The 25,382-nt window shown below is 50.0% G+C and carries 23 protein-coding genes; 12 read left to right on the plus strand and 11 right to left on the minus strand.

From position 1 onward, the window contains the following. Positions 1 to 9: 9 nt before the first annotated feature. The 6 genes from BMW93_RS35625 to ileS all read right to left on the minus strand — a co-directional run bounded on the left by BMW93_RS35625 (position 10) and on the right by ileS (position 5,516). Positions 10 to 159 carry a hypothetical protein gene (locus BMW93_RS35625; RefSeq protein ID WP_177194258.1) on the minus strand — a complete coding sequence of 50 codons (150 nt, stop codon included), beginning with the start codon at positions 157 to 159 and terminating at the stop codon, positions 10 to 12. A 102-nt stretch (positions 160 to 261) separates the two neighbouring features. After that, positions 262 to 630 (minus strand): hypothetical protein, encoded by a 369-nt coding sequence (locus BMW93_RS31945; RefSeq protein ID WP_090386332.1) that lies wholly within the window; start codon positions 628 to 630, stop codon positions 262 to 264. A gap of 16 nt (positions 631 to 646) precedes the next feature. Next, on the minus strand, positions 647 to 1,426 hold the full coding sequence (locus tag BMW93_RS31950) for a 3-hydroxyacyl-CoA dehydrogenase (RefSeq protein ID WP_090386334.1): 780 nt from the start codon (positions 1,424 to 1,426) through the stop codon (positions 647 to 649). A gap of 7 nt (positions 1,427 to 1,433) precedes the next feature. Further along, a complete protein-coding gene (locus BMW93_RS35630; RefSeq protein ID WP_177194259.1) occupies positions 1,434 to 1,607 on the minus strand; it encodes a hypothetical protein in 174 nt (57 codons plus the stop codon). Positions 1,608 to 1,628: 21 nt separating this feature from the next. After that, complete coding sequence (locus tag BMW93_RS31955) at positions 1,629 to 2,078, minus strand: DUF6934 family protein (protein ID WP_090386336.1); 450 nt, start codon at positions 2,076 to 2,078, stop codon at positions 1,629 to 1,631. A gap of 9 nt (positions 2,079 to 2,087) precedes the next feature. Then, on the minus strand, positions 2,088 to 5,516 hold the full coding sequence (gene ileS, locus BMW93_RS31960) for an isoleucine--tRNA ligase (protein ID WP_090386338.1): 3,429 nt from the start codon (positions 5,514 to 5,516) through the stop codon (positions 2,088 to 2,090). A gap of 177 nt (positions 5,517 to 5,693) precedes the next feature. Here ileS and can point away from each other — a divergent pair, with 177 nt between their 5' ends. Further along, on the plus strand, positions 5,694 to 6,323 hold the full coding sequence (can, locus tag BMW93_RS31965; RefSeq protein WP_090386464.1) for a carbonate dehydratase: 630 nt from the start codon (positions 5,694 to 5,696) through the stop codon (positions 6,321 to 6,323). A gap of 245 nt (positions 6,324 to 6,568) precedes the next feature. Continuing rightward, entirely contained in the window at positions 6,569 to 7,726 is a 1,158-nt protein-coding gene (locus BMW93_RS31970) for a PepSY domain-containing protein (RefSeq protein ID WP_090386340.1), read from the plus strand. A gap of 5 nt (positions 7,727 to 7,731) precedes the next feature. Here BMW93_RS31970 and BMW93_RS31975 read toward each other — a convergent pair whose 3' ends face one another. Next, positions 7,732 to 8,559 carry a family 16 glycosylhydrolase gene (locus BMW93_RS31975; protein ID WP_090386342.1) on the minus strand — a complete coding sequence of 276 codons (828 nt, stop codon included), beginning with the start codon at positions 8,557 to 8,559 and terminating at the stop codon, positions 7,732 to 7,734. A gap of 218 nt (positions 8,560 to 8,777) precedes the next feature. On the opposite strand from BMW93_RS31975, the gene BMW93_RS31980 reads away from it, so the two are divergent. The 8 genes from BMW93_RS31980 to BMW93_RS32015 all read left to right on the plus strand — a co-directional run bounded on the left by BMW93_RS31980 (position 8,778) and on the right by BMW93_RS32015 (position 16,232). After that, the gene (locus tag BMW93_RS31980; RefSeq protein WP_090386344.1) at positions 8,778 to 9,806 is read left to right on the plus strand and encodes a bile acid:sodium symporter family protein; all 1,029 of its coding nucleotides are present in this window, start codon (positions 8,778 to 8,780) and stop codon (positions 9,804 to 9,806) included. Between the two features lie 3 nt (positions 9,807 to 9,809). After that, positions 9,810 to 10,433 carry a DUF4230 domain-containing protein gene (locus BMW93_RS31985; protein ID WP_090386346.1) on the plus strand — a complete coding sequence of 208 codons (624 nt, stop codon included), beginning with the start codon at positions 9,810 to 9,812 and terminating at the stop codon, positions 10,431 to 10,433. Positions 10,434 to 10,462: 29 nt separating this feature from the next. Further along, positions 10,463 to 11,839 (plus strand): glutamine synthetase family protein, encoded by a 1,377-nt coding sequence (locus BMW93_RS31990; RefSeq protein WP_090386347.1) that lies wholly within the window; start codon positions 10,463 to 10,465, stop codon positions 11,837 to 11,839. Positions 11,840 to 12,091: 252 nt separating this feature from the next. Next, entirely contained in the window at positions 12,092 to 12,865 is a 774-nt protein-coding gene (locus tag BMW93_RS31995; RefSeq protein ID WP_090386349.1) for a glucose 1-dehydrogenase, read from the plus strand. 52 nt (positions 12,866 to 12,917) lie between these two features. After that, entirely contained in the window at positions 12,918 to 14,303 is a 1,386-nt protein-coding gene (locus BMW93_RS32000; protein WP_090386351.1) for an aldehyde dehydrogenase family protein, read from the plus strand. Positions 14,304 to 14,349: 46 nt separating this feature from the next. Continuing rightward, complete coding sequence (locus tag BMW93_RS32005) at positions 14,350 to 14,940, plus strand: Uma2 family endonuclease (RefSeq protein ID WP_090386352.1); 591 nt, start codon at positions 14,350 to 14,352, stop codon at positions 14,938 to 14,940. Positions 14,941 to 14,948: 8 nt separating this feature from the next. Then, a complete protein-coding gene (locus tag BMW93_RS32010) occupies positions 14,949 to 15,653 on the plus strand; it encodes a glutamine amidotransferase-related protein (protein WP_090386354.1) in 705 nt (234 codons plus the stop codon). Between the two features lie 60 nt (positions 15,654 to 15,713). After that, complete coding sequence (locus BMW93_RS32015) at positions 15,714 to 16,232, plus strand: phosphoribosyltransferase family protein (RefSeq protein ID WP_090386356.1); 519 nt, start codon at positions 15,714 to 15,716, stop codon at positions 16,230 to 16,232. Here BMW93_RS32015 and BMW93_RS32020 read toward each other — a convergent pair whose 3' ends face one another. The 4 genes from BMW93_RS32020 to BMW93_RS32035 all read right to left on the minus strand — a co-directional run bounded on the left by BMW93_RS32020 (position 16,233) and on the right by BMW93_RS32035 (position 23,468). Then, positions 16,233 to 17,690, minus strand: a complete 1,458-nt coding sequence (locus BMW93_RS32020) for an ATP-binding protein (RefSeq protein ID WP_090386358.1) — start codon at positions 17,688 to 17,690, stop codon at positions 16,233 to 16,235. Between the two features lie 90 nt (positions 17,691 to 17,780). Then, positions 17,781 to 19,988, minus strand: coding sequence for an alpha-galactosidase (locus BMW93_RS32025; protein WP_090386361.1), 2,208 nt, complete (start codon positions 19,986 to 19,988; stop codon positions 17,781 to 17,783). Between the two features lie 96 nt (positions 19,989 to 20,084). Further along, positions 20,085 to 22,031 (minus strand): KUP/HAK/KT family potassium transporter, encoded by a 1,947-nt coding sequence (locus tag BMW93_RS32030; RefSeq protein WP_090386363.1) that lies wholly within the window; start codon positions 22,029 to 22,031, stop codon positions 20,085 to 20,087. Between the two features lie 84 nt (positions 22,032 to 22,115). Further along, a complete protein-coding gene (locus tag BMW93_RS32035; protein WP_090386364.1) occupies positions 22,116 to 23,468 on the minus strand; it encodes an Nramp family divalent metal transporter in 1,353 nt (450 codons plus the stop codon). A gap of 154 nt (positions 23,469 to 23,622) precedes the next feature. Between BMW93_RS32035 and BMW93_RS32040 the strand changes: the two genes are divergently transcribed. Beyond that, entirely contained in the window at positions 23,623 to 24,285 is a 663-nt protein-coding gene (locus BMW93_RS32040; RefSeq protein ID WP_090386366.1) for a metal-dependent transcriptional regulator, read from the plus strand. 14 nt (positions 24,286 to 24,299) lie between these two features. Then, positions 24,300 to 25,382, plus strand: coding sequence for an LptF/LptG family permease (locus BMW93_RS32045; protein WP_090386368.1), 1,083 nt, complete (start codon positions 24,300 to 24,302; stop codon positions 25,380 to 25,382).

Consider the following 25,382-nt stretch of genomic DNA (forward strand, 5'->3'; position numbering starts at 1 on the left):
CCAAACCCGTTATTTTTTGGTAGTTTCCTCGATTTTAAAGGAAGTATCGTCGATGCTCTTCGTATCCTGATTAATGGCATTCGAAAACCCGAGCATAAACGAAATAGCTATCCGCAGAAGCCATTTCCGCAGGAAGAAAGCTGTTCGTTTGATTCCCATTTTCCATTTGATTTAAATGAAACGTAAAGGCTATGCGCATAGCACACAGCCCGGATGCGTTTTGCGCATCGTTACAGGCATCCGTGAAATACGGATGCAGGATTACGATTGGAAAATGGAATTATCGTCGCAGGACAGCGTACGGCTGCGGAAATGTTGATTTTGAATGTAAATGTACTTGATAGCCGGGTAGAGTCTTAGTGCCGGATGGATGTCGGCGGCCTCGCTTAGCATCAGTGAAAGGCAAGAAAAACGAGCGGATTGTGCATTTTTGAAATGAGCAAATAGCTCAGACGGGTTAGCAGAAGGTTTGAAATGTTTGAAGCTGAAAACATTCTTTCTGCTAAAATGCCCATTATTCGAAGTCTGCTCGAAACGGTAACGACCGGCTGGGCTGGTTTCACGGAAATGCAGGACACTGACGGACAACACCGTCAGGAATAGCCATTTTAATAAATAGTGTCCTCTCATATTCACCGGGTTTTAACTATCTGGGAGCCATTCTGATCGCCCCGTCCAGACGGATCACCTCGCCGTTCAGCATCGGGTTTTCCACAATGGACTTGGCCAATAGCGCATATTCGGATGGTTTTCCGAGCCTTGATGGAAATGGAATTTGCTGCCCCAATGAAATGCGCGCTTCTTCGGGTAAACCCATTAATAACGGCGTTTCAAAAAGCCCCGGCGCAATGGCCATTACCCGGATGCCGGATTTGGCAAGATCGCGTGCTACGGGAAGCGTCATGCTCACAATCCCGCCCTTGCTCGCTGCATATGCAACCTGCCCCATTTGGCCGTCATAAGCTGCTACCGACGCCGTGTTGATGATTACGCCGCGCTCGCCTTCCGCATTCGGCTCGTTTTTCTCCATTGCAAAAGCCGCCAGCCGCATCACATTGAATGTGCCGATCAGGTTAATGCGAATCGTTTTCTCAAAAAGCTCGAAGGAATGCGGGCCGTAAATGCCATCGACCTTGCCTACGATCTTACTTGCAGGCGCAATACCCGCGCAGTTGACCACGACTTGAATGCTGCCGAAAGTTTGCAATGCAACTTCCAATGCATTTTGAACCTCGCCTTCGCTCGTGACGTCGGTTTTGATGAATTTAAGCTGGTTGGGGAATTCGCTTTCAAGTGCTTGTCCGGCTGCTTCGTTCAAATCAAGAATGGCAACTCTGGCACCGTTGGCTATGAATAACCGCGCAGCAGCTTCGCCGAGACCTGACGCGCCGCCGGTGATGATTGCGGTAGAGTTTTTTAGTTGCATAAGGTGGTTATTTCCTCCTCAGCATATGCTCGGGAATGGGGTGTTCTTCGAGAAATTTACGAGCACGCTCGACTTTGGCTTTAACAACGGGATTCTCTGACAAGTCTGGGAGCGAGTTGTCTATCGTAACTTTTCCAGGAATGTTGGGTAGCGGAACGAACTTTTTTTCGAGGACTTTCATATTTAGCGTATGTTGAATTTACTAATCTAGCAATTTTCGTCCAATCAAAAAACTTTCAAATGAGCCGTTAGGTTCAAAATCAGACCATTGCCCATTTCTGTAACCCTTGATTAATAGGAATACTTGAACATCAGGAAACAGTTTCCCTAGTGCAATTTGATAAAGCCGGGTTCTGGAATCACTGTTGCCCTGAATAAAGACTGTTTGATAAGGATTTTGAGCAAGAAAGTGAAGTGCGATTTTTAGCACAGTAGCGAGCACTTCCCGCATATCACCATTGTCAGTAATGGTATCGTCGGAATATTCTCCCGTTTCCGGATTGAAATCAAGCAATGCCAGATTGTAAACATTATCATTAAGAGGGGAAAACTCAATAGCTTTCTCAAACACACCGCGTTTGCCGATGCTTTGAAAATGATAGTGTGTTTTCCCCTCATTGAGGACAAATGGATATGCCTCGTATTGTTGCATTCTTAGTGTTTATACCACCTCAATCTTCACCTTCAGCAAAAACTCATCCATCTCGATTTCCGTCGCTTCGCCGTTCAGGTCGCCTACGAGGTCGAGGTCCAGGGCTTGTACTTCCTGGCAGATATAGTCTTTGTTGGCGGTTACTGCGCTGGCGAGGAGGCCGTCGTTGTTTTGTAATGTGATACGGATTTTGTCGGTCACTTCGAAGCCGCTGTCTTTACGGAGGTTCTGAACGCGGTTTACGAAATCACGGGCGATACCTTCGAGACGCAGGTTTTCGGTAACGGTGATGTCGAGGGCAACGGTCAGGCCGCCTTCGCTGGCTACGAGCCATCCCGGAACGTCTTCTGCGATAATTTCCACGTCGGTCAATGCGATTTCGATCGGGCCGCTGGTTGCTGCCAATGTAATGGCGCTTTTGGCTTCGATTGCACGGATTTGATCTTCGTCCATGGCGGAAATAGCGGCTGCTACCTCCTTCATTTTCGGGCCGAATTTTGGCCCGAGCGTTTTGAAGTTAGGCTTGATTTTCTTTTTCAGAATGCCGCTGTCGTCATGTACGAATTCAATATGTTTCACATTCACCTCGGAAAGGATAATGTAAGCCACCTGCTCGATCTGGCGTTTCGTTTTGTCGCTCAATACCGGGATCAGGATTTTGGACAATGGCTGACGAACTTTCAGTTTATGCCCCTTCCGGATCGAGTGTACAAGCGAGCTGATGCGCTGCGCAAGGTCCATCGCCTCTTCCAGGTCGGTATCCACCACTTCAACCTCGATTTTAGGCCAGAAAGTAAGGTGTACCGATTCATATTTGAATGGCGCATTGTGTGTGATCGAGGCTTCCCGGTCGCTGTCTGTCAGGTTTTTATACAACCATTCCCCAAAGAACGGAGCGATCGGCGACATCAATTGAGCCACGGTTACCAGACAGTGGTGCAAAGTTTCGTAAGCGGCTGCTTTATCGTCCGTCAAACCAGCACCCTGTTCTGCCGACGGGTTCCAGAAACGACGGCGGTTGAGACGGATGTACCAGTTCGATAGCTGGTCGGTCACGAAATCCTGCACGAGGCGGCCCGCTTTGGTCGGGTTGTAATCGTCGAATTGCTCGCCTACTTCTTTAATTAATGTATTCAGTTTGGACAAAATCCAGCGGTCGAGCTCCGTACGTTTTTCGATGGGTACTGAATTGGCTTCGTGGAATTCGTAACCATCGAGGTTCGCGTACAATGCGAAGAAATTGTAAGTGTTCACCAACGTTCCGAAGAACTTGCGCTGCACTTCACCGATACCGTCGATGTTGAATTTCAGGTTATCCCAAGGCTCCGCATTGGTGATCATGTACCAGCGCGTCGCGTCCGGACCGTATTGTGCCAGTGTCGCAAACGGGTCGACTGCGTTACCGAGGCGTTTCGACATTTTGTTACCATTCTTGTCGAGTACCAAGCCGGTCGAAACCACATTTTTGAATGCTACCGAGTCAAACAGCATGCCCGCAATGGCGTGCAGGGTGAAGAACCAGCCGCGGGTTTGGTCCACACCTTCCGAAATAAAGTCGGCCGGATAAGCCTGATTAAAGATCTCCTGATTTTCAAACGGGTAGTGCCATTGCGCATACGGCATCGCGCCCGAGTCGAACCAAACGTCGATCAGGTCCGGTTCGCGGTGCATAATGTGGCCCGTTTTACCTATCAGTACCACATCATCCACATACGGACGGTGCAGGTCGTAATCCCCGTGTTCGAGTTTTTGCAGGTAATCCGAGTTATGCAATGCCTGCTCGCGGGTAAGGTGGCCCGAAATAATGGCTTCTTCGAGCAAGTCTTTCAGTTCTTCAATCGAACCAACACACACTTCATCGCCATAATCGTTCCGCCAGATCGGCAGCGGCGTGCCCCAGTAGCGCGAGCGCGAGAGGTTCCAGTCGACCAGGTTTTCGAGCCAGTTACCGAAGCGGCCGGTTCCGGTGCTTTCCGGCTTCCAGTTGATACTTTTATTTAATTCAACCAACCTGTCTTTCACCGCTGTTGTGCGGATAAACCAGCTGTCGAGCGGGTAGTACAGTACCGGCTTGTCGGTACGCCAGCAATGCGGGTAAGGGTGTTCGTATTTTTCGACTTTAAATGCCTTGCCTTCTTCTTTGAGTTTGATGGCGATGAGCACGTCGGTAGGACGGAACTCGGGATCGTCCTGCTCCGCCTGTGAGTAATATTCAGGCTTTACAAAACGGCCTGCATAATCCGTGATCTCCTTTACAAATCGGCCCTGACGGTCGACGATAGGCACTTCTTTGCCGTTTTCGTCTTTCACCATAATGGCCGGGATGCCATTGGCCTGCGCTACCCGGAAGTCGTCCGCACCGAAGGTAGGGGAGGTGTGAACCACACCGGTACCATCTTCGGTCGTTACGAAATCGCCAAGGATTACGCGGAATGCGGGGGTTTCAGGCTGAATGTAGGGGAGAAGCTGTTCGTACTCGATGCCTTCGAGGTCTTTTCCTTTAAATTCTTTCAAAACCGTCCATGGAAGCACCTTTTTGTCGCTGGCTGCATAACCTTCGAAATCGCCGTCGTGGCCTTTTTCGGAGAAATATTTGCCTGTCAGGTCCTTCGCGAGCACAACGGCCACGGCCTCGTGCGTGTAAGGATTGAAGGTTTTAACCAAAACATAATCAATATTGCCACCTACGGTCAATGCCGAGTTCGCGGGAAGCGTCCAGGGCGTGGTCGTCCAGGCGAGAATGCGGATATCCTCATTTGCGGAAGCTTCCAGTACCGGCCATTTTTCGGCATCTTTCACCTTGAACATCGCCACGATGGTGGTATCCTTCACGTCTTTGTACGTGCCCGGCATGTTCAGTTCGTGCGATGAAAGCCCGGTTCCCGCCGCCGGAGAATAGGGCTGGATCGTGTAGCCTTTGTAAAGCAAGCCTTTATCGTACAGCTTTTTGAGCAGGTACCAGAGGCTTTCGATGTATTCGCTTTTGTAGGTAATGTAAGGATCGTCGAGATCGACCCAGTACCCCATCTTTTCAGTCAGGTCATTCCACTGGTCGGTGAATTTCATGACCGTCTGGCGGCATTTTTCGTTATAATCCGCTACCGAGATTTTCTTCCCGATATCGTCCTTGATAATGCCGAGTTCTTTTTCAACCTGCAATTCAACGGGTAGCCCATGCGTGTCCCAGCCGCCTTTGCGCTTCACCTGGAAGCCTTGCAGCGTTTTATACCGGCAGAAAATATCCTTGATCGCCCGTGCCATCACGTGGTGAATGCCCGGCGTGCCGTTTGCCGACGGCGGCCCTTCAAAGAATGTAAAAGTAGGAGCGCCTTCGCGGGTTTCTACCGACGCCTCAAAAATCTTCTTGTCTTTCCAGAATTGCAGTACTTCGTCCCCTATTTGCGGGTAACTCAGATTTTTATATTCGTTGTATTTCATATGGGTTGTTAGCGTCGGGCATTTACCCTTGCCGGTCTTGTAAATAGCACTATTTATAACCCTCTCCGGATTTTAAGAGTGCAAAATTACGGATTTTTTTCCGCTAAAAGGATGTACGCTTTTGAATGAATCTGAGAGAGATTGTATTATTTTGGTACTTCAACCATCAATCACAAAATGGAACTCATTAACCGTCTACTAACCGCCAACAAATCCTGGGCAGCCCGGCAACTCGAAGTTGACGAAACGTATTTTGACAATCTTGCGAAGGATCAGAAGCCCGATTTTCTCTGGATCGGGTGCTCCGACAGCCGCGTACCTGCCGAAGACCTCACGGGCTCGCAACCGGGCGAAATGTTCGTGCACCGGAATGTGGCCAACCTCGTGGTACATACGGATATGAACATGCTCAGCGTACTGCAATATGCGGTGGAAGTGTTGAAAGTGAGGCATATTCTGGTGGTAGGGCATTACCAATGCGGCGGGGTGAAGGCATCGATGATGCACAAAGACCTGGGCCTGATCAACCGCTGGCTGCACAATATCAAAGACGTTTACGACAAATACGCAACCGAACTCGACGCGATCGAGGACGAGAAGAAGCGCTTCGACCGCCTCGTGGAGCTCAATGTGATCCAGCAGGTAAACAACCTGGCGCAGACGAGCATCGTCCAGGGGGCCTGGCACGCGGGACAGGAAGTGCATTTGCACGGCTGGGTGTTCGGCCTCCACGACGGGCAACTGAAAACGCTCGCCCACATGCCGCCGACGACCAAAGTGGAAGGCATTTACCGATATGACTTTTAGTAGACGCTTGTCGAGCCTGTGCAAATCTCCCGATTTGTACGCACTATTCGCAGGCCTCCGGCCGGTCAACATGGAAAAGCGCTGTTGCTTTACCGACCGGCGGGAGGCCTGCGACTAGCTGGTCATGAAGGCTCACCTTCGCGCCAACGCCTATTAAGTACCATCCTCCTTTTTGGTAGTTCACCCCGTTCGCATTATCTTCACAGTCTTAATTGAGTCTAAATAAGATAACTGGCGGCGAATCGATGAAAAAACTGATTGGAAAACTGCATCTGTACCTGGGGCTTGTCTCGGGCATTATGGTGTTTATTATTTCCGTCACGGGGTGTATCCTGGCATTTGAGCAGGAAATCAAAAGCATTACGCAGCCTTACATGTTCGTAACAGGTCCGACGGGCGGGAAAGTACTGCCACCGTCGGAGCTCGCTGAAATCGCCAGGAAAGCATTGCCGGGCAAAGTGGCCAAAGGGGTTCTGTATGATACGCCCGACCGCAATGCGCAAGTCGGCTTTTACAATCTCGATCCTGAATATTACTACGTCGTTTACCTCAATCAATACACGGGAAAGATCGAGCATATCTGGAACGAGGACGACGATTTCTTCCATTTCATTCTGCACGGGCATTATTACCTCTGGTTACCCGAGAAAATCGGTCAGCCGGTAACCGCTTCGGCTACGCTGGTTTTCTTTTGCATGATGATCAGCGGGATGGTGCTCTGGTGGCCCAAAAACAAATCGGCGGCCAAACAGCGTTTTTCGGTCAAATGGAATGCGGCGTGGCGGCGTAAAAACTACGATCTGCACAATGTGCTCGGTTTTTACATCATGTCGATTGGTGTGATATTGGCGGTTACCGGTCTGGTTTGGGGCTTTCAATGGTTTTCGCAGGGGCTTTATACGGTCACTGGCGGGCAGGGATCGGATATGTATTACAATCCAACTTCCGACACCATTTCCACAGCGCAGGTAACCGGCCCGATGCAAGCGGTGGATAAGGCCTGGAATCAGCTGCAAAAAGAATATCCCAAATATTCAAGCCTCAATATTTCCTTCCCGACTGAGAGGGCAGAATCGATTTACTCGTACGTGAACTTCCGCGAAGGCACCTATTACCACGTCGATTATAACTATTTTGACCAGTATTCGGTCAAAAAGATCAATGCGACAGGTCCTTATTCCGGCAAATACAGCGAGGCGGACTTTGCTCAGAAACTGCGTCGGATGAACTACGATATCCATACGGGCGCTATCCTCGGTTTACCAGGGAAGATACTCGTCTTCTTCGCCAGCCTTATCTGCGCTTCGCTGCCGGTGACCGGTTTTGTAATCTGGTGGGGGAGAAGGAAAAAGGCTCCCAAAAAGGTCAGAAAAAGTATCCCCGCAATGAAACCGGCGATTTAAGCGGGTTATTGTTTTTGATAAATCCTCACATAATCCACTTCAAAACGGGCGGGAAATTCTGTTTTGGACAAATCACCGCCGTTATCGCCTCCTAATGCGAGCCCGAGCAGAATGTAATGCGGCTGTTTAAAGGGCGTAATGTCCTTGTTTTTAGCATTAATAGCCTTGGCCTGGTCCTGCGACGCCATTAACATATCATCCACATATATTTTGATGGAATGCTCGTCCCAATCCATCCGCCAGACGTGGAATTTAGAGGACCAATCCGGGTCGTTAAAGGTGCTGATCTGCTTTTTGTTGGTATTCCAAATGGGCTTGTAACGCTCATTGGAACCCCACGCAAGATTCGCGAGCAGCATTCCCCTGTAAAACTCCATAATGTCAATCTCTCCGTTATCGGGCCATTCGCCTTTGTCGCCCAGCGTCCAGAATGCCGGCCATAGCCCCGAGCGCGTGTCGATTTTAGCCCGCATTTCGAAACGGCCGTACTGGAAACTCTTTTTGCCACGGGTAATGATGCTGGCGGAGGTGTATTCGGCATATTCGCGACTTTCTTTCCAGTTGCCGCTGCCCGGTTTGTAGTTCGGGTTTTTGACGCGCTCTTTTTTGGCTTCGATGATCAGGTAGCCGCCTTTGCAATAGGCATTATCTCCCTGATACCATTGGTCTTCATGGTTTCGGGTAAACCCTTTTTCGGGCTGCCACACGTTCGGGTCGGGCGCGCCGTCGTAGTCGAATTCGTCGGCCCAGGCGAGCTTGTATTGTGCAGTGGCCGGTGCCAGTGTGGTAAGCGCCATGATGATTGTGAGCAGAAGTTTGTCAGGGATTGTCATTTGTGGTCAGGTATATTTTTTCAGGAAATGTCGTTTGTAGTCATTTGTTGTTCCAGGTATTATCTGGGAAAGTGGCGTGGGCCTTTCATTTACCCGGAATGGCTATTTGAAAGAATTGACACTATTAATCGCCGCGGCGGGTTTTATTTCTGACAGTTTTCCTTTTTCTTGTAAACAACCGTTGCGGCCTCTGCTGCCGGCCGAAGTTTATTTTTGATATGCGTAAATTCATTGATACTGCTAAAAAAGCCGGTCTGGACGGTTTTATGCTCGCATTGCTCAGCATGATCCTGCTCGCCTGGCTCTGGCCCGCACCGGGCATGCAGGACAGCCCGCTGCACCTTTCTACGGTTTCCACTTATGCGGTGTCAGTCATATTCTTCTTCTACGGCCTCCGCCTCAGCCCGGAAAAACTGAAAGCGGGGCTTGTAAACTGGCGGCTGCACGTGATGGTGCATTTATCGACATTTGTACTTTTCCCCGTATTGGCGCTGGCATTCAGGCCGCTTTTTCACAGTGAAGAAGGGCAGACCATGTGGCTGGCGATTTTCTTCCTTACCGTACTGCCGTCCACCGTTTCGTCGTCGGTGGTGATGGTATCGATCGCACGCGGCAACATTCCGGCTGCGATATTCAATGCGAGCATTTCCAGTTTGATCGGCGTTTTCATCACGCCATTGTGGATGGGGCTCGTGCTGGATTCCGGCACCGGGCCATCCGGTCCGGGACATTTTGATTTGCTTTCGGTAGTCGGAAAGCTGGCGATGCAAGTACTACTTCCGGTATTCGCGGGAATAGCCCTCAACAGGCGCTGGGGGCATTTTGCGGAGGCCAATAAAAAGTACATCCGCTATTTTGATCAGTCGTCGATTCTGCTGATCGTATACACTTCTTTTTGCGAATCGTTCGGCGAGCACCTCTTCGATTCGCTTGGAATAAAAGAAATTGTATTTTTAGGGATAGGAATGCTCGCGCTGTTTTTCGGGATCTATTTTCTGCTGACGTTCATCAGCGGCTTGCTGCATTTCAACCGGGAGGATAAGGTAACCGCGGTGTTTTGTGGTTCCAAAAAGTCGCTGGTGCAAGGTGCGGTTATGTCGAAAGTGCTGTTTGCGGGCCCGGAGGCCGGATTAATGCTCCTTCCGATCATGCTCTATCATGCATTACAGTTGATCGCGGCGAGTATTATTGCCCAACGGTTGGCCCGGGAAACGGAGGTAGCGGAGGATTTTGTACTTAAAAAATAATGTATGCGGATCATATCGTGGCTGGTGCGACTGTTAGTACTGATTTTGCTTTTGGCGGGGATCAATGCGTTATGGTCGGGTTTCAAGACGGGGAGCTGGTTGCCCGAATGGCTCGGCGGCGAGGATAAGGTGGAAACGATGCACACCGTGGTTTTGCAGGAAATCAGCTCGATGGGCAAGTTGGAAGTCGTGAAATACAACTTCAAGGATGTGGTAGAGCAGGAAATCGTGAAGATGTGGCTGCCCAATGCGAAAGCGATCCTGATCGTGCAGGGCGAGGCCATCGGCTGTGTGGATTTAGCCAAAATTTCAATGGAGGACATTAGCTCCGATTCGGAAACACTGGTGATCAACATGCCGGAACCCGAGCTGTGTGTTTTTAAAATAGACCACAGCAAATCAAAGGTTTATAATACTGAATACGCATTTACCGACGAAGCTAAGCTGGTGCAGGAAGCTTATAAACAAGCCGAAAAACAGATCCAAAAATCAGCCCTGGACATGGGTATTCTCGACCAGACGAAAGAGAATGCCAAAAAGATACTGACGCCAATGCTCGAAAAAGCTTCGGGCAAAAAGGTGGTGCTCAAATTTCCGATGAATGCCAAAGTAGACAAGTTGCGATAATATAAACTGCGCTAAACCAACCCTTTCTGATGAGTAAAAAAGGATTTCTGACGCTGGATGAACTTTCGGGCAAGATTGGGGGAGGGGAGATCGAAACCATCATTGTTGCATTTACTGACCATTACGGCCGGCTCATGGGCAAGCGCGTCGACGCCGATTTTTTCCTCGATTCGGTTTCCAGATCGGGCACGCACGGATGCAATTACCTGCTCACGACCGACATGGCGATGGACCCGGTACCGGGCTACCGCTACGCCAACTGGGAGCTTGGTTATGGTGACTTCCACATGGTACCCGACCTATCCACATTGCGCATTGCGGATTGGCTGGAAAAAACAGCCCTCGTGATTTGCGACGTGCATAACGACAAATCGCATCAGCTGGAATCTATCGCGCCCAGATCGTTATTAAAAAATCAATTGGCGCAGCTCGCCGGTGACGGCCACGAATGCTTTGCCGCTTCGGAGCTGGAATATTACCTGCTCGAAAACAGCTATAAACAGGCATTCCAGCAAAATTACCAGAACCTCAGCCCGGCGGGATATTACCTCGAAGATTACCATATCATGCAGGGCACACGGAACGAGAAATTTACCTCGGCCGTCCGCAGGCATTTGAAAAACTCGGGTATTGCGGTCGAAACCTCGAAAGGCGAATGGGGTTTGGGGCAACATGAACTGAATGTGAAATACGCGGATGTGCTCTCTATGGCGGACAACCACGTCGTATATAAGCAATGCATGAAGGAAGTGGCCGACGCAATGGGCCTTTCCGTGACATTCATGGCCAAGTTCGCGACGGATCAGGCGGGTTCGAGCAGCCATATTCACATGAGTTTGTGGAAAGACGGGAAAAATATCTTTGACGGCGACCAGCAGTTCGGGCCGGTGAAAGGCTCTGACATTTTCCGCTGGTTCCTGGGCGGCTGGATCAAACACGTGCCCGATGTAATGCCGTTCTACGCACCGACCGTCAATTCCTACAAACGCTTCGTCGATGGCTCCTGGGCGCCTACGCGGCTTGCGTGGAGTTACGACAACCGCACGGCAGGCTTCCGCGTGGTGGGCAGCGGCGCCAGCCTGCGCATTGAATGCCGTATTCCGGGTGCGGATTGCAATCCTTACCTCGCATTCGCCGCATCGCTCGCTTCGGGTCTCGACGGGATCAGGAACCGCATTGAACCGCCGGAATGCTTCATAGGAGACATTTACGCGGCTGCCCACTTGCCACGTGTGCCCTACACGCTTGCGGAAGCTATTACATTGTTCGAAAACAGCCCATTTGCGAAAGAGGCATTCGGGGAGGAAGTGGTGGAGCATTACACGCATTTTTTCAAAACCGAGCAACATGCGTACGATACATCCGTGACGGATTGGGAGCGCAGGCGGTATTTTGAACAGATTTAGATTTGGCGTTTTTTGGCCAGGAGGCTCCGCAGGAGCCGGTGAATGTCTTTGAAAATGTTGTTGCTATAAACAGCTAGCCCCGCCGGGGCTGGGAATTTCATGCTTGTAGAGCTGTTTTTGCAAGATGTTTGCCGCGGAGCGGCGGCCTGTTTGTAGAGAAATGTCGCCCAAGCTTAGTTCCGGCCCCGGAGGGGCCTCCTTATTAATGACTCAATTACTATTTATTTGTTAAACCATATTAAAATCAACCCCATGCGCTTAGAAAACAAAGTCGCGCTTATTACAGGTGGAAGCGGCGGTATTGGCCGTGAAACCGCTATTCTTTTTGCCAAAGAAGGAGCTAAGATCGTCGTTACGGATGTGAATGACGCGGCTGGCCAGGAGACTGCCGACGAGATCGTTAAAAATGGCGGCGAAGCCTATTTCCTGCATTCGGATGTTTCCAAAGCGGTTGATTGCGAAGCGGCCGTGGCATTCACGGAGGAGAAATTCGGGAAACTGAATATCCTTTTTAACAATGCGGGCATCATGCACAGCGACGATGATAACGCCGTCACCACGGAGGAAGCGATCTGGGACCTTACGATGAATATCAATGCGAAAGGCGTTTTCCTGGGTTGCAAATACGGTATACCCGCTTTGCAGCGCGCGGGAGGTGGTTCGATTATCAATACAGCCTCATTCGTTGCGATTCTGGGCGCCGCTACGCCGCAGGTGGCTTATACCGCAAGCAAAGGCGCGGTCCTCGCGCTTACACGTGAGCTCGCGGTAATACACGCCCGCGAGAAGATCCGCGTGAACGCATTATGCCCGGGCCCGCTGCGTACGGAGCTGCTGATGAAGTTTTTGAATACCGAAGAAAAGAAACAGCGCCGCCTGGTACACATCCCGATGGGCCGCTTCGGCGAAGCAAAGGAAATGGCCTATGCCGCGTTGTTCCTCGCATCGGATGAGGCGTCTTTCGTCACCGGTACCGACTTCCTCGTCGATGGCGGTATTACTTCGGCTTATGTAACACCTCTTTAATGGAGAAAGGAGGATGTACTTCCTCCTTTCATCCCTTTCTCCTTTCAAAAAAATGACTCAAAAAACAATAAGCCCGATCGATGGCTCTGTGTATGTGGAGCGCGAACTGGCGAATGCGCAGGCTGTGGAGTCTGCTTTGGAAAAGGCGGTAGCTGCACAAAAGGAATGGAAAAAGACGACGTTGGCAGAGCGGGAAGCGATTTGCCGGAAGGCGGTCGAATACTTTCTGAACAATGCGGATGAAATCGGTCTGGAACTGACCTGGCAAATGGGGCGGCCTGTTCGCTACACGGCCAATGAGATCCGTCGGGGTTTTCAGGAGCGGGCCAATTATATGATTTCGGTGGCTGAAAAGGCGCTTGCGGATGTAGAGGTCGATGAAATTCCGGGTTTTAAAAGATTTGTCAAAAGGGAGCCGCTGGGCGTGGTATTTGTGGTCGCGCCGTGGAATTATCCCTACCTGACGTCCGTGAACTCGGTAATACCGGCCATTATGTCGGGTAACGCGGTGATTTTGAAGCACGCGCAGCAGACGCCGCTTTGTGCGGAGCGTTATGCGGCCGCATTCGAATATGCCGGTTTGCCGGAAGGTGTATTTCAATATTTACATTTAAATCATGAGCAGGTAGCACAGGTAATCGGCGACACGCGGGTCGATTATGTGGCATTTACCGGGTCCGTGGAAGGCGGCCACGCTGTGCAAAAGGCTATTAATGAAAGGTTTATTGTCGGCGGGCTTGAACTGGGCGGGAAAGACCCCGCGTACGTGCGTGCGGACGCGAACCTGGCTGACGCCGTGGAAAACCTGGTGGATGGCTCATTCTTCAACTCGGGACAGTCATGCTGCGGGATCGAGCGCATATATGTGCATCAGGCGGTTTACGATGAATTTATCAAGGGTTTTGAAGAACTGACTAAAACCTACGTCCTCGGTGATCCTCTTGACGCTGCAACGACATTAGGACCGATGGTAAGGACATCAGCCGCCAATTTTGCCCAAAAACAAATCGACGACGCCGTTGTGCAAGGTGCTACCGCATTAATCAACCCGGCATTGTTTCCGGCGCATCAGTCGGGCACGCCCTACCTCGCGCCGCAGGTGCTCGTGAATGTGAACCATTCGATGGACATTATGACGGAAGAAACTTTCGCTCCCGTAGTAGGCATTATGCCCGTGGCCAGCGACGAGGAAGCCATCCGTCTGATGAACGACAGCCAATACGGCCTCACCGCTTCGATCTGGACATCGGACGTGGACGCGGCATTAGCAATCGGCGAGCAGGTCGAAACCGGCACGTGGTTCATGAACCGCTGCGATTACCTCGACCCTGCATTGGCATGGACGGGCGTCAAGAATTCGGGGCGCGGATGTACGCTGTCCGTGGTTGGTTACGAGGCGCTCACGCGGCCCAAGTCTTTTCATTTGAAAATAGGGTAACTTGGTTTGATAGGTTATATTAAATCAGGCGTAACCGGCTCGAAGAATGGAATGCATTAAAACATTGGATTTGAATGGCACATACACTTATGCAGATTACATGAAGTGGGGGGGCGAAGAACGTGCTGAATTGATTAATGGTAAAGTCTTTCCAATCCCAAATACGCCAGGTACTGTGCATCAGCGAATTTCAGGAATGCTTTCTGCTGAAATATGGCAGTTGCTTAAAAACAGTGATTACCAGATTTTTGCAGCGCCCTTTGACGTGAGACTTTCCAAATTTGATGGTAAAACTGACGAAGAAATTAACACAGTTGTCCAGCCTGATATTTCTGTGATTTGCGATCCAAATAAGGTGGATGAGAGAGGCTGTTTAGGCGCGCCCGATTGGGTAATTGAAATACTTTCTCCGGGGAATGTGGGAAAGGAAATGAATGAAAAGTTCGATGTGTACGAAGAGTCAGGTGTGAAGGAATACTGGTTAGTAAAACCTGATGATGAAGTGGTGTTTGTATATATACTCGATGAAGCAGGGAAATATGTGGGCTTAAAACCCGCCACGATAGGTCGAACTTTAACATCGATCACGATACCAGAGTTTACGATAGATATGAACCAGCTTTTCGATAAAAAGTAAATATAAATATGACAAAAGTCGGATTGCTGGAATGCGACCACGTGCGCGAGGAACTGCTGCCGATTGCAGGCGATTACCGTGAAATGTTTCCGGCATTGTTTTCGCAGGTGGCGCCGGATTGGGAGTTTACATTTTATGATGTTTGTAACGGACATTTTCCAGCTTCTGCGGATGAATGCGAGGTGTATGTCTGTACCGGTTCCAGGTTTTCAGTTTATGATGACGAGCCGTGGATTGCCCGGTTGAAGGAGTTTGTGCAGGAAATCCGAGATTCAGGGCAAAAGTACCTGGGCATTTGCTTCGGGCATCAGATGCTGGCAGAGGCGTTGGGTGGAAAGGTGGAGAAATCCGCTGTGGGATGGTGTGTCGGTGTGCATAACTTCCAGGTATTGAGCCAGGAAGAATGGATGTCGCCGGCGCGGCAATCGTTCAATTTGCTGATGATGTGCCAAGACCAGGTTATGGAACTGCCGGTGGGTAGCACACTACTGGCCGAAACGCAGGATTGCCCGATCGGGATGTTTAGGGTCGGGGACAATATGGTCGGAATACAGGCGCATCCCGAGTTTCCGAAACCTTACGAAAGGGCATTAATGGAAATCCGCACGGAGCGCATTGGCCAGGGGAAGGTGGAAATGGGTATCGTGAGCCTGGAATTGCCGCTGCACGAATTGACTTTTGCGAATTGGTTAAAGAATTTTGCGACACTATGAAGTGGCATGACGGTTTGCTATTTTTACCGCTGCTAGGATTTTAACTTACCAATACCCGCAATGACCGAGAACAGCACGGTATCCAGACGTCAGATTTTGAGTGCCCACCAAACAGGCCAGAAAATACGCCGGATCGCTTTTGAAATATACGAGCAGAATTTTGAGGAAAAAGGCATTATCATCGCCGGTATCGCCGGAGAGGGTTTTGCTTTTGCCAAAAGACTTGTTGCCGAACTCACGGCAATTTCGCCCCTCGACGCGCAACTGATCGAGCTCCGTTTCGACAAAAATATCCACCAGCAAAGCGCGATCCTGTTCGACCGTGACCTGGATATAGAGAATCAGGTTATCATCATCGCGGACGATGTGCTTAACACGGGCCGCACGCTCGCATTTGCATTGGAGCCATTCCTGAAAGTGCCCATGAAAAAGGTACAGGTAGCGGTGATCGTCGATCGCAGCCACCACAAATTCCCCATCCATGCCGATTACGTGGGCTATTCGTTAAGTACCACGCTGATGGAGCATGTACAGGTGGTTTTGAGCAGGGCTGAGGAAGAAGGGGTTTATTTGAAATAATCACAGCTTGCCGCGAATTTCCAGCGTGTTTACCCCCACGGTATACGCGTAAATGGAGGAAGGGACGAAATTGAGGGTGATGCCATTCTTTTCGATTGTCCCTTCCTTGTCAATAGTCGTCACGAGAGCGGATTTTAAATTGTTTTTCTCGCAAAACTGCAATATGCTTTTCAGTTCCTCGGGCCGCTCGTAATACCTGTTGCTCCATTTTACTTCGACAGCCCAGGCGGGCTTCAAGGATTTGTTATCCAAACCCACCATATCTACTTCGCGCTGGAATTTACCATTAGTCCAACGGGCATACCAGGGTGTGAACCAGTAACGGTGTATCCACTGCGAAAAAACAGCCGTTTCGACCATGCTACCGAACAGATCGTCGGTGGCTTCAAGGGGAGCAAACAATGCGCTACGCAATGAGGGATTGGTCAGGAAAACCTTATAGAAATTGGCTCGCTGAAATTTTTTAGCGGTATCGTCAACCCGGTGGATAACCCTGACGAGAAATGCGGCTTCCAGGTATTCCAGGTATTTTTTCAACAAATTCTTATCAATGCCGCTGCTTTTCGACAGTACATCCAGCGAAACTTCATTACCGCTGTAATATGCCAGCGTTGTGAAAAATGCATTAAGCTCCTGCACATCCTGGATACCATAAAGGCTAGGCAAATCGCGGAGCAGCACTTTGTCGACAATATCGCTTTTAATATATCTACCAGGGTTGGCCTGAATGGTTTCCGAAAATATCACTTCGGGGTAGCCGCCAAAGTTAATGTAATCGATGAAATGCTTGTTGACTTCGGTTAAGTGGCTGCTGGTAAAAAACTTATTGACATTTCCGTTCCATGCAATGGAGGAAGGACGGATCAGATGATCCAGCTTCTTTAATTGAATGTACTCATGGAAAGTCAAAGGAGGTAACATAAATTCGGTGAACCGGCCCGCACCGCTTTCATTACTTTTGAGCCTTAACGCGGCAGCTGCCGAGCCGGAAACGATAATTTTGGCGCGAGGATAACTATCTACCATCACTTTTAAATGCACTTCCCAGTCTTTGAGGTATTGAATTTCATCGAAGAACAAGTACCAGTCACTGAGGTCGTCGCTGGCGACTGCCTTGCGCACGAGCGAGAACAGTTGTTCGAGCCCCATGTATAGATAAATGGGGTTATCGATACTGATAAAGGCTATTTTCTCAGGGTTGACCCCATCGTCCAGTAATTTTTGGATGCTATGGTGCATCATGACGGTTTTGCCGACCCTCCTGGGACCCATTAACACCACCGCCCTTTTTACACCGGTTTCGCTCACCAGTTGATGCAGCAGTCCAAAGTACAGCCGGGGCTGCATTTTATGGTATTCGGGATCGATTTTACCGGAAATCCACCATGGATTTTCGAACCGAAGCCGGCTTAATACCAGCTCTTCGGATATGGGTGGAAGTTTTAGCTTTTTTGCCATAGTTTTACAAAAATGTCAATTTAGTATAGATTGATCTATATTAAATTAACATTTTTGTAAATATAAGAAGAAAATGATGTTTTTCAACTCTTATTTCGCCTCCAAAATCTCCAAAATCACACTAGCGCGCCTTGCATTCACAACCGGATTAAACCCGGCCGTCATCAGAAAATCTCCTGAATAGATTTGATCTTCCTTCACCGGCGATTTGGTATCCGGATAGAGATTGAGCTCCCGCACTTTATACTTTTTCCCTGCATCCAAACCCTGCAAACGAACGGCGATGTCCGACCCCGCGCCGTTCCGATTGCTCACCAGATAGGAAAACACAATGGCGCGATCCTTATTTTTAGAAGCGAAAAGCAGCGATGCGAAATCATTTTTCTTCGGATCGACGAGGCGGTAAAGGTCTCCATGCCAAACTACGTCCTTGATTGCATTGTAAGTGGCGACTGACTGCTGGCTGAATTGCAGGTCTTTTTCATTCAAATGGCTCACCACAATGTCGTACCCTAGCTTACCCATCATAGCAACGTCGGTGCGGAATTTCAAGGGCTGCTTGCCCCAGTCGGTCACGTGTGCGCTTTGCGCGAGGGCGGGGAAAAAATGCGAGTATTCCCATTGCATGAAAATACGTTCGAGCGGGTCGGTGTTGTCGCTGGGCCAGAACTCGGTGAAGTACTTCAATGCTTCGTAATCCACCCGTCCGCCGCCGCCGGAGCAAAGCATCATCGGTACTTTCGGGTATTTGGCGCGGAGTTTTTCGAGTACTTTGTAAAGACCTTTCACGTAATCGACATACAGCTGCGATTGCTTTTGTTTGCTCTTTTCGAGGTAGACTGAATGTGCATTGAAAGTAATCGCATTACAATCCCATTTGATGTAGGCTATATCTGGATTCTCCGTGAAAAGCTTATCCAGAATGCCAAAGACGAAGTTTTGAACCTCGGGATTCGACAAATCGAGCGGGAGCTGGTTACGCATGTAATGCTCGGGGCGCTGTGGTTGGCGGATCACCCAGTCGGGGTGTTTTTCGTAGAGCTCGCTTTTGGGGTTCACCATTTCCGGTTCAACCCAGATACCGAACTTGATACCCGCATTTTTTGCCTCTTTTACGAGGTAACCAATACCGTGAGGTAGTTTTTTGATGTTTTCCTGCCAGTCGCCGAGGCCTGCGCGGTCGTCGTTACGGGGGTATTTGTTGGCGAACCAGCCGTCGTCGAGAAGGAACAGGTCCACGCCCAGCTTCTTGCCGTCTTTGAATAGTCCGGCCAGTTTTTCTTCATTGAAATCGAAATAGGTCGCTTCCCAATTGTTCAGCAGCGTGAGACGCGAGCCCTCGCCGTCGAGAATGCGGTATTTGCGGGCCCAGTTGTGCAGGTTACGGCTCGCTTCGCCCTTCCCGTTTTCAGAGAATGTGTAAATGAAAGAAGGCGTTTTGAAGTCTTTTCCAGAAGCCAGCGGGTATTCGGACGCATAGTTGTTAATGCCGGTGATCAGGCGGAGGTTATGATAGGAGTCCACCTCGAAATCCATCCGGAAATTGCCCGACCATGCGAGGGTTCCGAGCAATACTTTTCCCTCGGTTTCGGTGGCTGGCTTATCGAATGAAATCTGAAAACTCGGAGGCTGGAACAGGTTGGCGCGGGTACCCAGCTTGGAATCCAGTACCCGGATACCAGCCGTGAGTTGCTCTTCCTCGGGGTTCATTTCGCGTGCCCAGGTGCCATTGTAATGGGTGAGGTAAAAATCCTTACCAGGAAAATAGAGGTTGGCCGACGCATATTTGTTCAATGTAATCTCGCCTTTTTCGGTGCTTTTGATCACGCTCCATTGCTCGACCACATTCTCGCGGGAGTAGGTTTTGTAAAACAATGTCACCTCGACCGCATAGACGGGATCTTTGAGCTGAATGCTCGTGACAGCCACATTGTCGCCTTCGCGGGTGGTTTGATGGTTTACATAAACAAGGTCCGTCGATTTGTTGCCGTCGGCGTGCGTAATCTGCAAGGCGGGCTCGGAGACGTTCCACGAGCCCGCGGGCGTGTAAGCCGAGTTATAAATGCCCGCATTGCCGTCACGCTGTCGGTTTTGGGAGCTTACCAGGTCGTATTCCGTGGTTTGCGCGAGTTTTTTGCCAAAATAGATGATCGACAAATGCTTGTCCTGGTCGGTTTGCAGCACGAGGGCATTCTGAGCGGTTTCGATGGGAATGGTGACCTTATTCTGGGCCGTAGTTTCCATGGAGTGCATGAAAAGCACCAACACGGGAATGGCGATGTGCCGGAGGAAATTCATTGGAATAGTAAAGGGAATGGTTTGAAACAGAAAAAGGATCGATACCGGCAATGTTACTGGCAATATCGATCCTTTCCAAGGCATTATAGGGGGAAATCAGTGGAAAACGCGCCTTAATTTGACGTTCTCGACCGGCCGGATAATGAGCGGTACCTTTTCGATCTTAACGGAACTGCTGTCGAGCCCGAACCATTTGTCTTCCGGTGTTGTGAAATCTTTCACGAAAAAATAGGTCTTCATCACGAGCTGTTCCAGGAATGGGAGGTCGTTTTCAAAAGAAAGGAACCTTTCGAGTACTACAAACCGGAAATCACCGGTAATGTTCTGTTTGCTCAATGATTCGTAGCGGCTGGTAATATCTACTTCTTTATTCAAAACCATATCCTCGACCACTTTCCGGAAGAACATATTGATCCGCTGATCGACCCGGAAACCAAGCCGGAAATTGATTTTGATCACATTGTCGTGATTGTCTTCGTCGGACAATACCTTGTATTCCATCGTGTAAGGGTCATCCATAATATCGACGTGGATGAACCAGTAGACATCCGCGCGTTTCGGCCGCTTCTGGAAAATGGAGTAAATCACCTTCGTTTCGATTTCCGTCGCCCGCGAGGCGTTGGTCATGAAAACGAGGTGGGTCGTATATTTGGGAATACTGATATCGCGGCTCAGCTCGTGCAATGCGGGCAGGTATTTTTCCAGCTTCGTATATTCGGTGAGCCTGAGTTTAATGTAAAATGCTTTGAGCCATACGGCCATCAGTCCCGCGACCAATGTGCCTACCATGATGGTGAACCAGCCGCCGTGCGTGAATTTCAACAGGTTGGCGCCCAGGAACATGCCTTCGATGAACAGGTACAGCAGCATGAAAGCGATCACAATCCAGAGGTTCACCCGTTTGATATACAAATAATAAGAGAACAGGATCGTCGTCATGATCATCGTGAGCGTAATAGCGAGGCCATATGCGGCTTCCATGTTCGACGATTTCTGGAAAAACAGCACCACACCGCAGCAGCCGAGCCAAAGGAGCCAGTTAATGCTTGGGACGTAGAGCTGGCCTTTCTGGTCGCTGGGATAAATGAGACGGACTTTCGGCCAGAAATTGAGACGGATAGCCTCGGAAATGAGTGTAAACGAGCCGGTAATAACGGCCTGGCTGGCGATAATGGCCGCCAATGTTGCGATCACAACGCCCGGTAGCAGCCACCATTCAGGCATGATTTCGTAGAATGGCTTGCGTGCGTCGAGCAGGTTGCCCATTTCGGTGATCAGCCATGCGCCCTGACCGAAGTAGTTCAGTATCAAGCATATTTTGACAAATATCCAGCTGATCCGGATATTTTCGCGGCCGCAGTGACCGAGGTCGGAATACAGCGCTTCGGCCCCGGTTGTACAGAGGAACACCGCGCCCAGCATCCAGAAACCGCCGGGGTGCTTGGTTAGCAGATCATACCCGTATATTGGATTGAGTGCTTTGAGTATCTCGGGGTGGTCTTTGATCTGGTTCAGGCCCAGTACGCCGAGCATGACGAACCACGTGACCATCAACGGCCCGAATGCACGCCCCACGACTTTGGTACCGAATGCCTGGATGATGAAAATCATCGTCAGGATGGCGATGACAATGGGAACTGTCTGAATATTAGGATATAACAATTGCAAACCTTCGACAGCAGACGAAACGGAAATGGGCGGCGTAATAACCCCGTCGGCCAACAAAGTACTGCCGCCGATCACCGCCGGCACTGTGAGCCATTTCGCATGCTTGCGTACGAGCGCGTAAAGCGCGAAAATCCCGCCCTCGCCGCGGTTATCGGCCCGGAGGATCAGGATTACGTATTTGATAGTGGTTTGGAGCGTGAGCGTCCAGAAGATACAGGAAATCGCCCCGTAAATGATCTCTTCGGTGATGGGCTCATTCATGATAATGGCCTGCATTACATAGAGTGGCGACGTACCGATATCGCCGTATATAATGCCGAACGCCACCAGAAGCCCGGCGGCCGTTACCTTGTCAACTTTGTGTTTTGATTCCATCCACCTGTTCGTAAAACGGCGAAAGTTAGGAAACCGCTTGCAAAGAAGGTATTACAACATGCAATTTAATTTGTCAATGCGACACTATGCGGTGAAAGTGTTGAAAAGCAGGTAACCGTTCAATCCGATTATAACCAGCGCAATAACCCAGCTAATGCCCGCCAGCGCCCGCGAATTGGCAAAACGGCCCATAATTTTGCTGTTCGAAGTGAAAAATACCAGTGGTACCACCGCAAAACTCAGTTGCAGGGAAAGTATTACCTGGCTCAGCACCAGCAGCTCGGCCGTGCCGCGTTCGCCGTACAAATAGGAGACGATAAGCGCCGGAATGATGGCGATACCACGCGTCAACAGCCGGCGTACCCACGGTTTCAGGCGAATATTGAGGAAGCCCTCCATGACGATCTGTCCCGCAAGTGTGCCTGTGAGCGTAGAGCTCTGGCCCGATGCGAGTAATGCCAGTGCGAAGAATATACCCGCAAGGCTTACCCCGAGGACGGGATCAAGCAGGTGGTAGGCGTCGGTAATGTCGGCGATGGTATAATGGCCGTTGGCGTGGAATGCCGAGGCGGCCAGGATCAGGATGGAGCCGTTGATGAAGAATGCCAATGCCAGCGATACCGTGGAGTCGATGGTGGCAAAGCGGATCGCGGAACGTTTTCCTTCTTCATCCCTTTTAAAATTACGCGTCTGGACGATGCTGGAATGCAAATACAGGTTGTGCGGCATCACGGTGGCGCCCAGGATACCGATGGCGATGTAAAGCATTCCCGGGTCGGTCACGATCTCTTTTTTCGGTAAAAGTCCGCCCATGATACCGGCCAGTGAGGGCTGTGAGACGATCATTTCGTACACAAAGCTGAGCAGGATAATGCTCATCAGCCCTGCTACAATGCTTTCGATAATGCGGAATCCTTTTTGCTGGAAATACAAAACAATGAGTACATCGAATGCGGTAAACACGACGCCGACGGGCAATGGGAGCCCGAAAAGCAGGTTCAATGCAATGGCGGAGCCGATCACTTCAGCAAGGTCGGTGGCGGCGATGGCGATTTCGGAAAGCAACCAGAGTACGAACGATACGGGACGGGAATAGTAATCGCGGCAGGCCTGGGCAAGGTCGCGGCCGGATGCGATGCCGAGTTTCAGCGACAAATGCTGCAAAAGCATAGCAAAAAGGTTCGAGATCAGGATCACCGAAAGTAATGTGTAGCCAAACCGCGAGCCACCCTCGATATCGGTGGCCCAGTTGCCCGGATCGATGTAGCCGACGGCCACCATCAGGCCCGGACCGGTAAATGCAGCCATTTTTTTCCAGAAACCCACTCCCTCAGGTACCGAAATTGAGGAGTGAACTTCAGACAGCGAGCGGAGCTGGCCACTGTGGTCCGGCGTTTTCTCTTGCAAAGACTTATCTATTTTCAAATCGTCAATCATTTCCTTGCTCTCCGAAATAAACAATTTAGTTCTCTGAAAACAAAGATAAGGAAATTCTTAATATATTTTTAGGTTAGTCTAAATTTTTTAATTTACAGATAGTAAATCGTACTTTTGCCGGATATTCAAGATTGGTAACCGGGGCTTACAGGGCATGCAGAATTCTTTCACAGAAGAAAATTACTTAAAGATCATCCACGCACTTTCCGGCCGCGAGGGGGTAGAAGTGAGCACGAACGCGCTCGCCGAGAGCACGTCCACCCGCGCGGCGTCCGTGACGGACATGCTGCGTAAGCTGGCGGACAAGGGGTTGATCCATTATAAAAAATACCAGGGTGTAACGCTGACGGAAAGCGGGGAGAAAGTGGCGATCAAAGTGATTCGCAAGCACCGCCTCTGGGAGGTTTTTCTGGTAGAAAAGCTGGGTTTCGGCTGGGACGAGGTGCATGACATCGCCGAAGAGCTGGAACATATTCCCTCGGAAGTATTGGTCGAAAAACTCGACACATACCTCGGGCACCCGAAGTTCGATCCACATGGCGACCCCATTCCGGATGCCAAAGGAAACCTTACCGAACCCGATTATTTAATCCTCACCGATGTGCACGTTGGTGAAAAAGTGTTAATGATGGGGGTACTCGACCATGCACCTTCCTTTCTGCAACATCTTGATAGATCGGGGATTACGCTTGGGGCGGTGATAGAAGTGAAAGAAATTAACGAATACGACAAGTCGGCGTCCGTACAGATTAACGGCGGCCCGACGTTGTTTATCAGTCTCGAAGTGTCCAAAAACCTGCTGGTACAGCGCCGATGAGACCATAACCAGCCATGAACTTCAAAATCCTCGATCGTTACCTGATCAAAAACTTCCTGATTACCTACGTGTTCGTGGCGTTCGTCATCGTACTGATTATTTGTATGATCGACTACACCGAAAAGGTGGATGACTTTCTCGACAAAAAAGCGCCGCTCAGGGAGATCATTATCGATTACTACCTCAACCTGATTCCCTACTGGATCAATTACATCAGTCCGCTGATGGTGTTTATCGCCACGGTTTTCTTCACGTCGCGCATTGCCGCGCGTACGGAGATCATCGCGATGCTGAGCAGCGGGATCAGTTTCACGCGGATGCTGATGCCTTATATGGCCGGCGCCATAGTTTTGGGGATACTGACGTTCATTCAGGTAGGATGGGTTTTGCCCAAAGCCAACAAAATCCGCAACGGGTTTGAAAAAACTTATGTAAAAAACGAGTTCTATTTCAGCGGGCATAATGTGCATATCACCATCGCGCCCGATGTGTATGCGTACCTGGAAAGCTATAATACCACCACGCAGACCGGGAATAAATTCACGATGGAGACGATCAAGGGAAATAAAATGCTTCAAAAGTTTTACGCCGAAAAGATCGTTTGGCAACCAAAAAAGGAGAAATGGACCCTGCAAAATTACCAGGTACGCACGCTCGATAGCCTCGGCGAACGCCTGAGTCGCGGAACGGAGATCGATACGACCATTAATCTTTCACCCAAAGACTTCGAAAGCGACTATAACCTGTTCGAAACTTTCACCTTACCGGAGCTGAACGCGTATATCGACCTGCTGAAAAGCCGCGGAGCCGACGGTCTGGAAGTGTATCTGATAGAAAAGTATACCCGTTTCACGCAACCGTTCGCGATCCTGATCCTGACGGCCATCGGTGTGATCGTTTCCGCCAGAAAGAGCCGCCGCGGGGTAGGCTGGCAGATTGCCCTGGGCTTTATGCTGGCATTTATTTACATCCTGTTCTTCCTGCTTTCGAAAGGCGTGGCCGAGGCGGGCACGATCAACACACTTTTTGCCGTGTGGCTGCCCAATATCGTGTTTTCGCTGATCGGGGTGCTGCTTTACAAAACATTGCCGAGGTAA

This window comes from Dyadobacter sp. SG02 (genome assembly GCF_900109045.1).
Lineage (GTDB): Bacteria > Bacteroidota > Bacteroidia > Cytophagales > Spirosomataceae > Dyadobacter.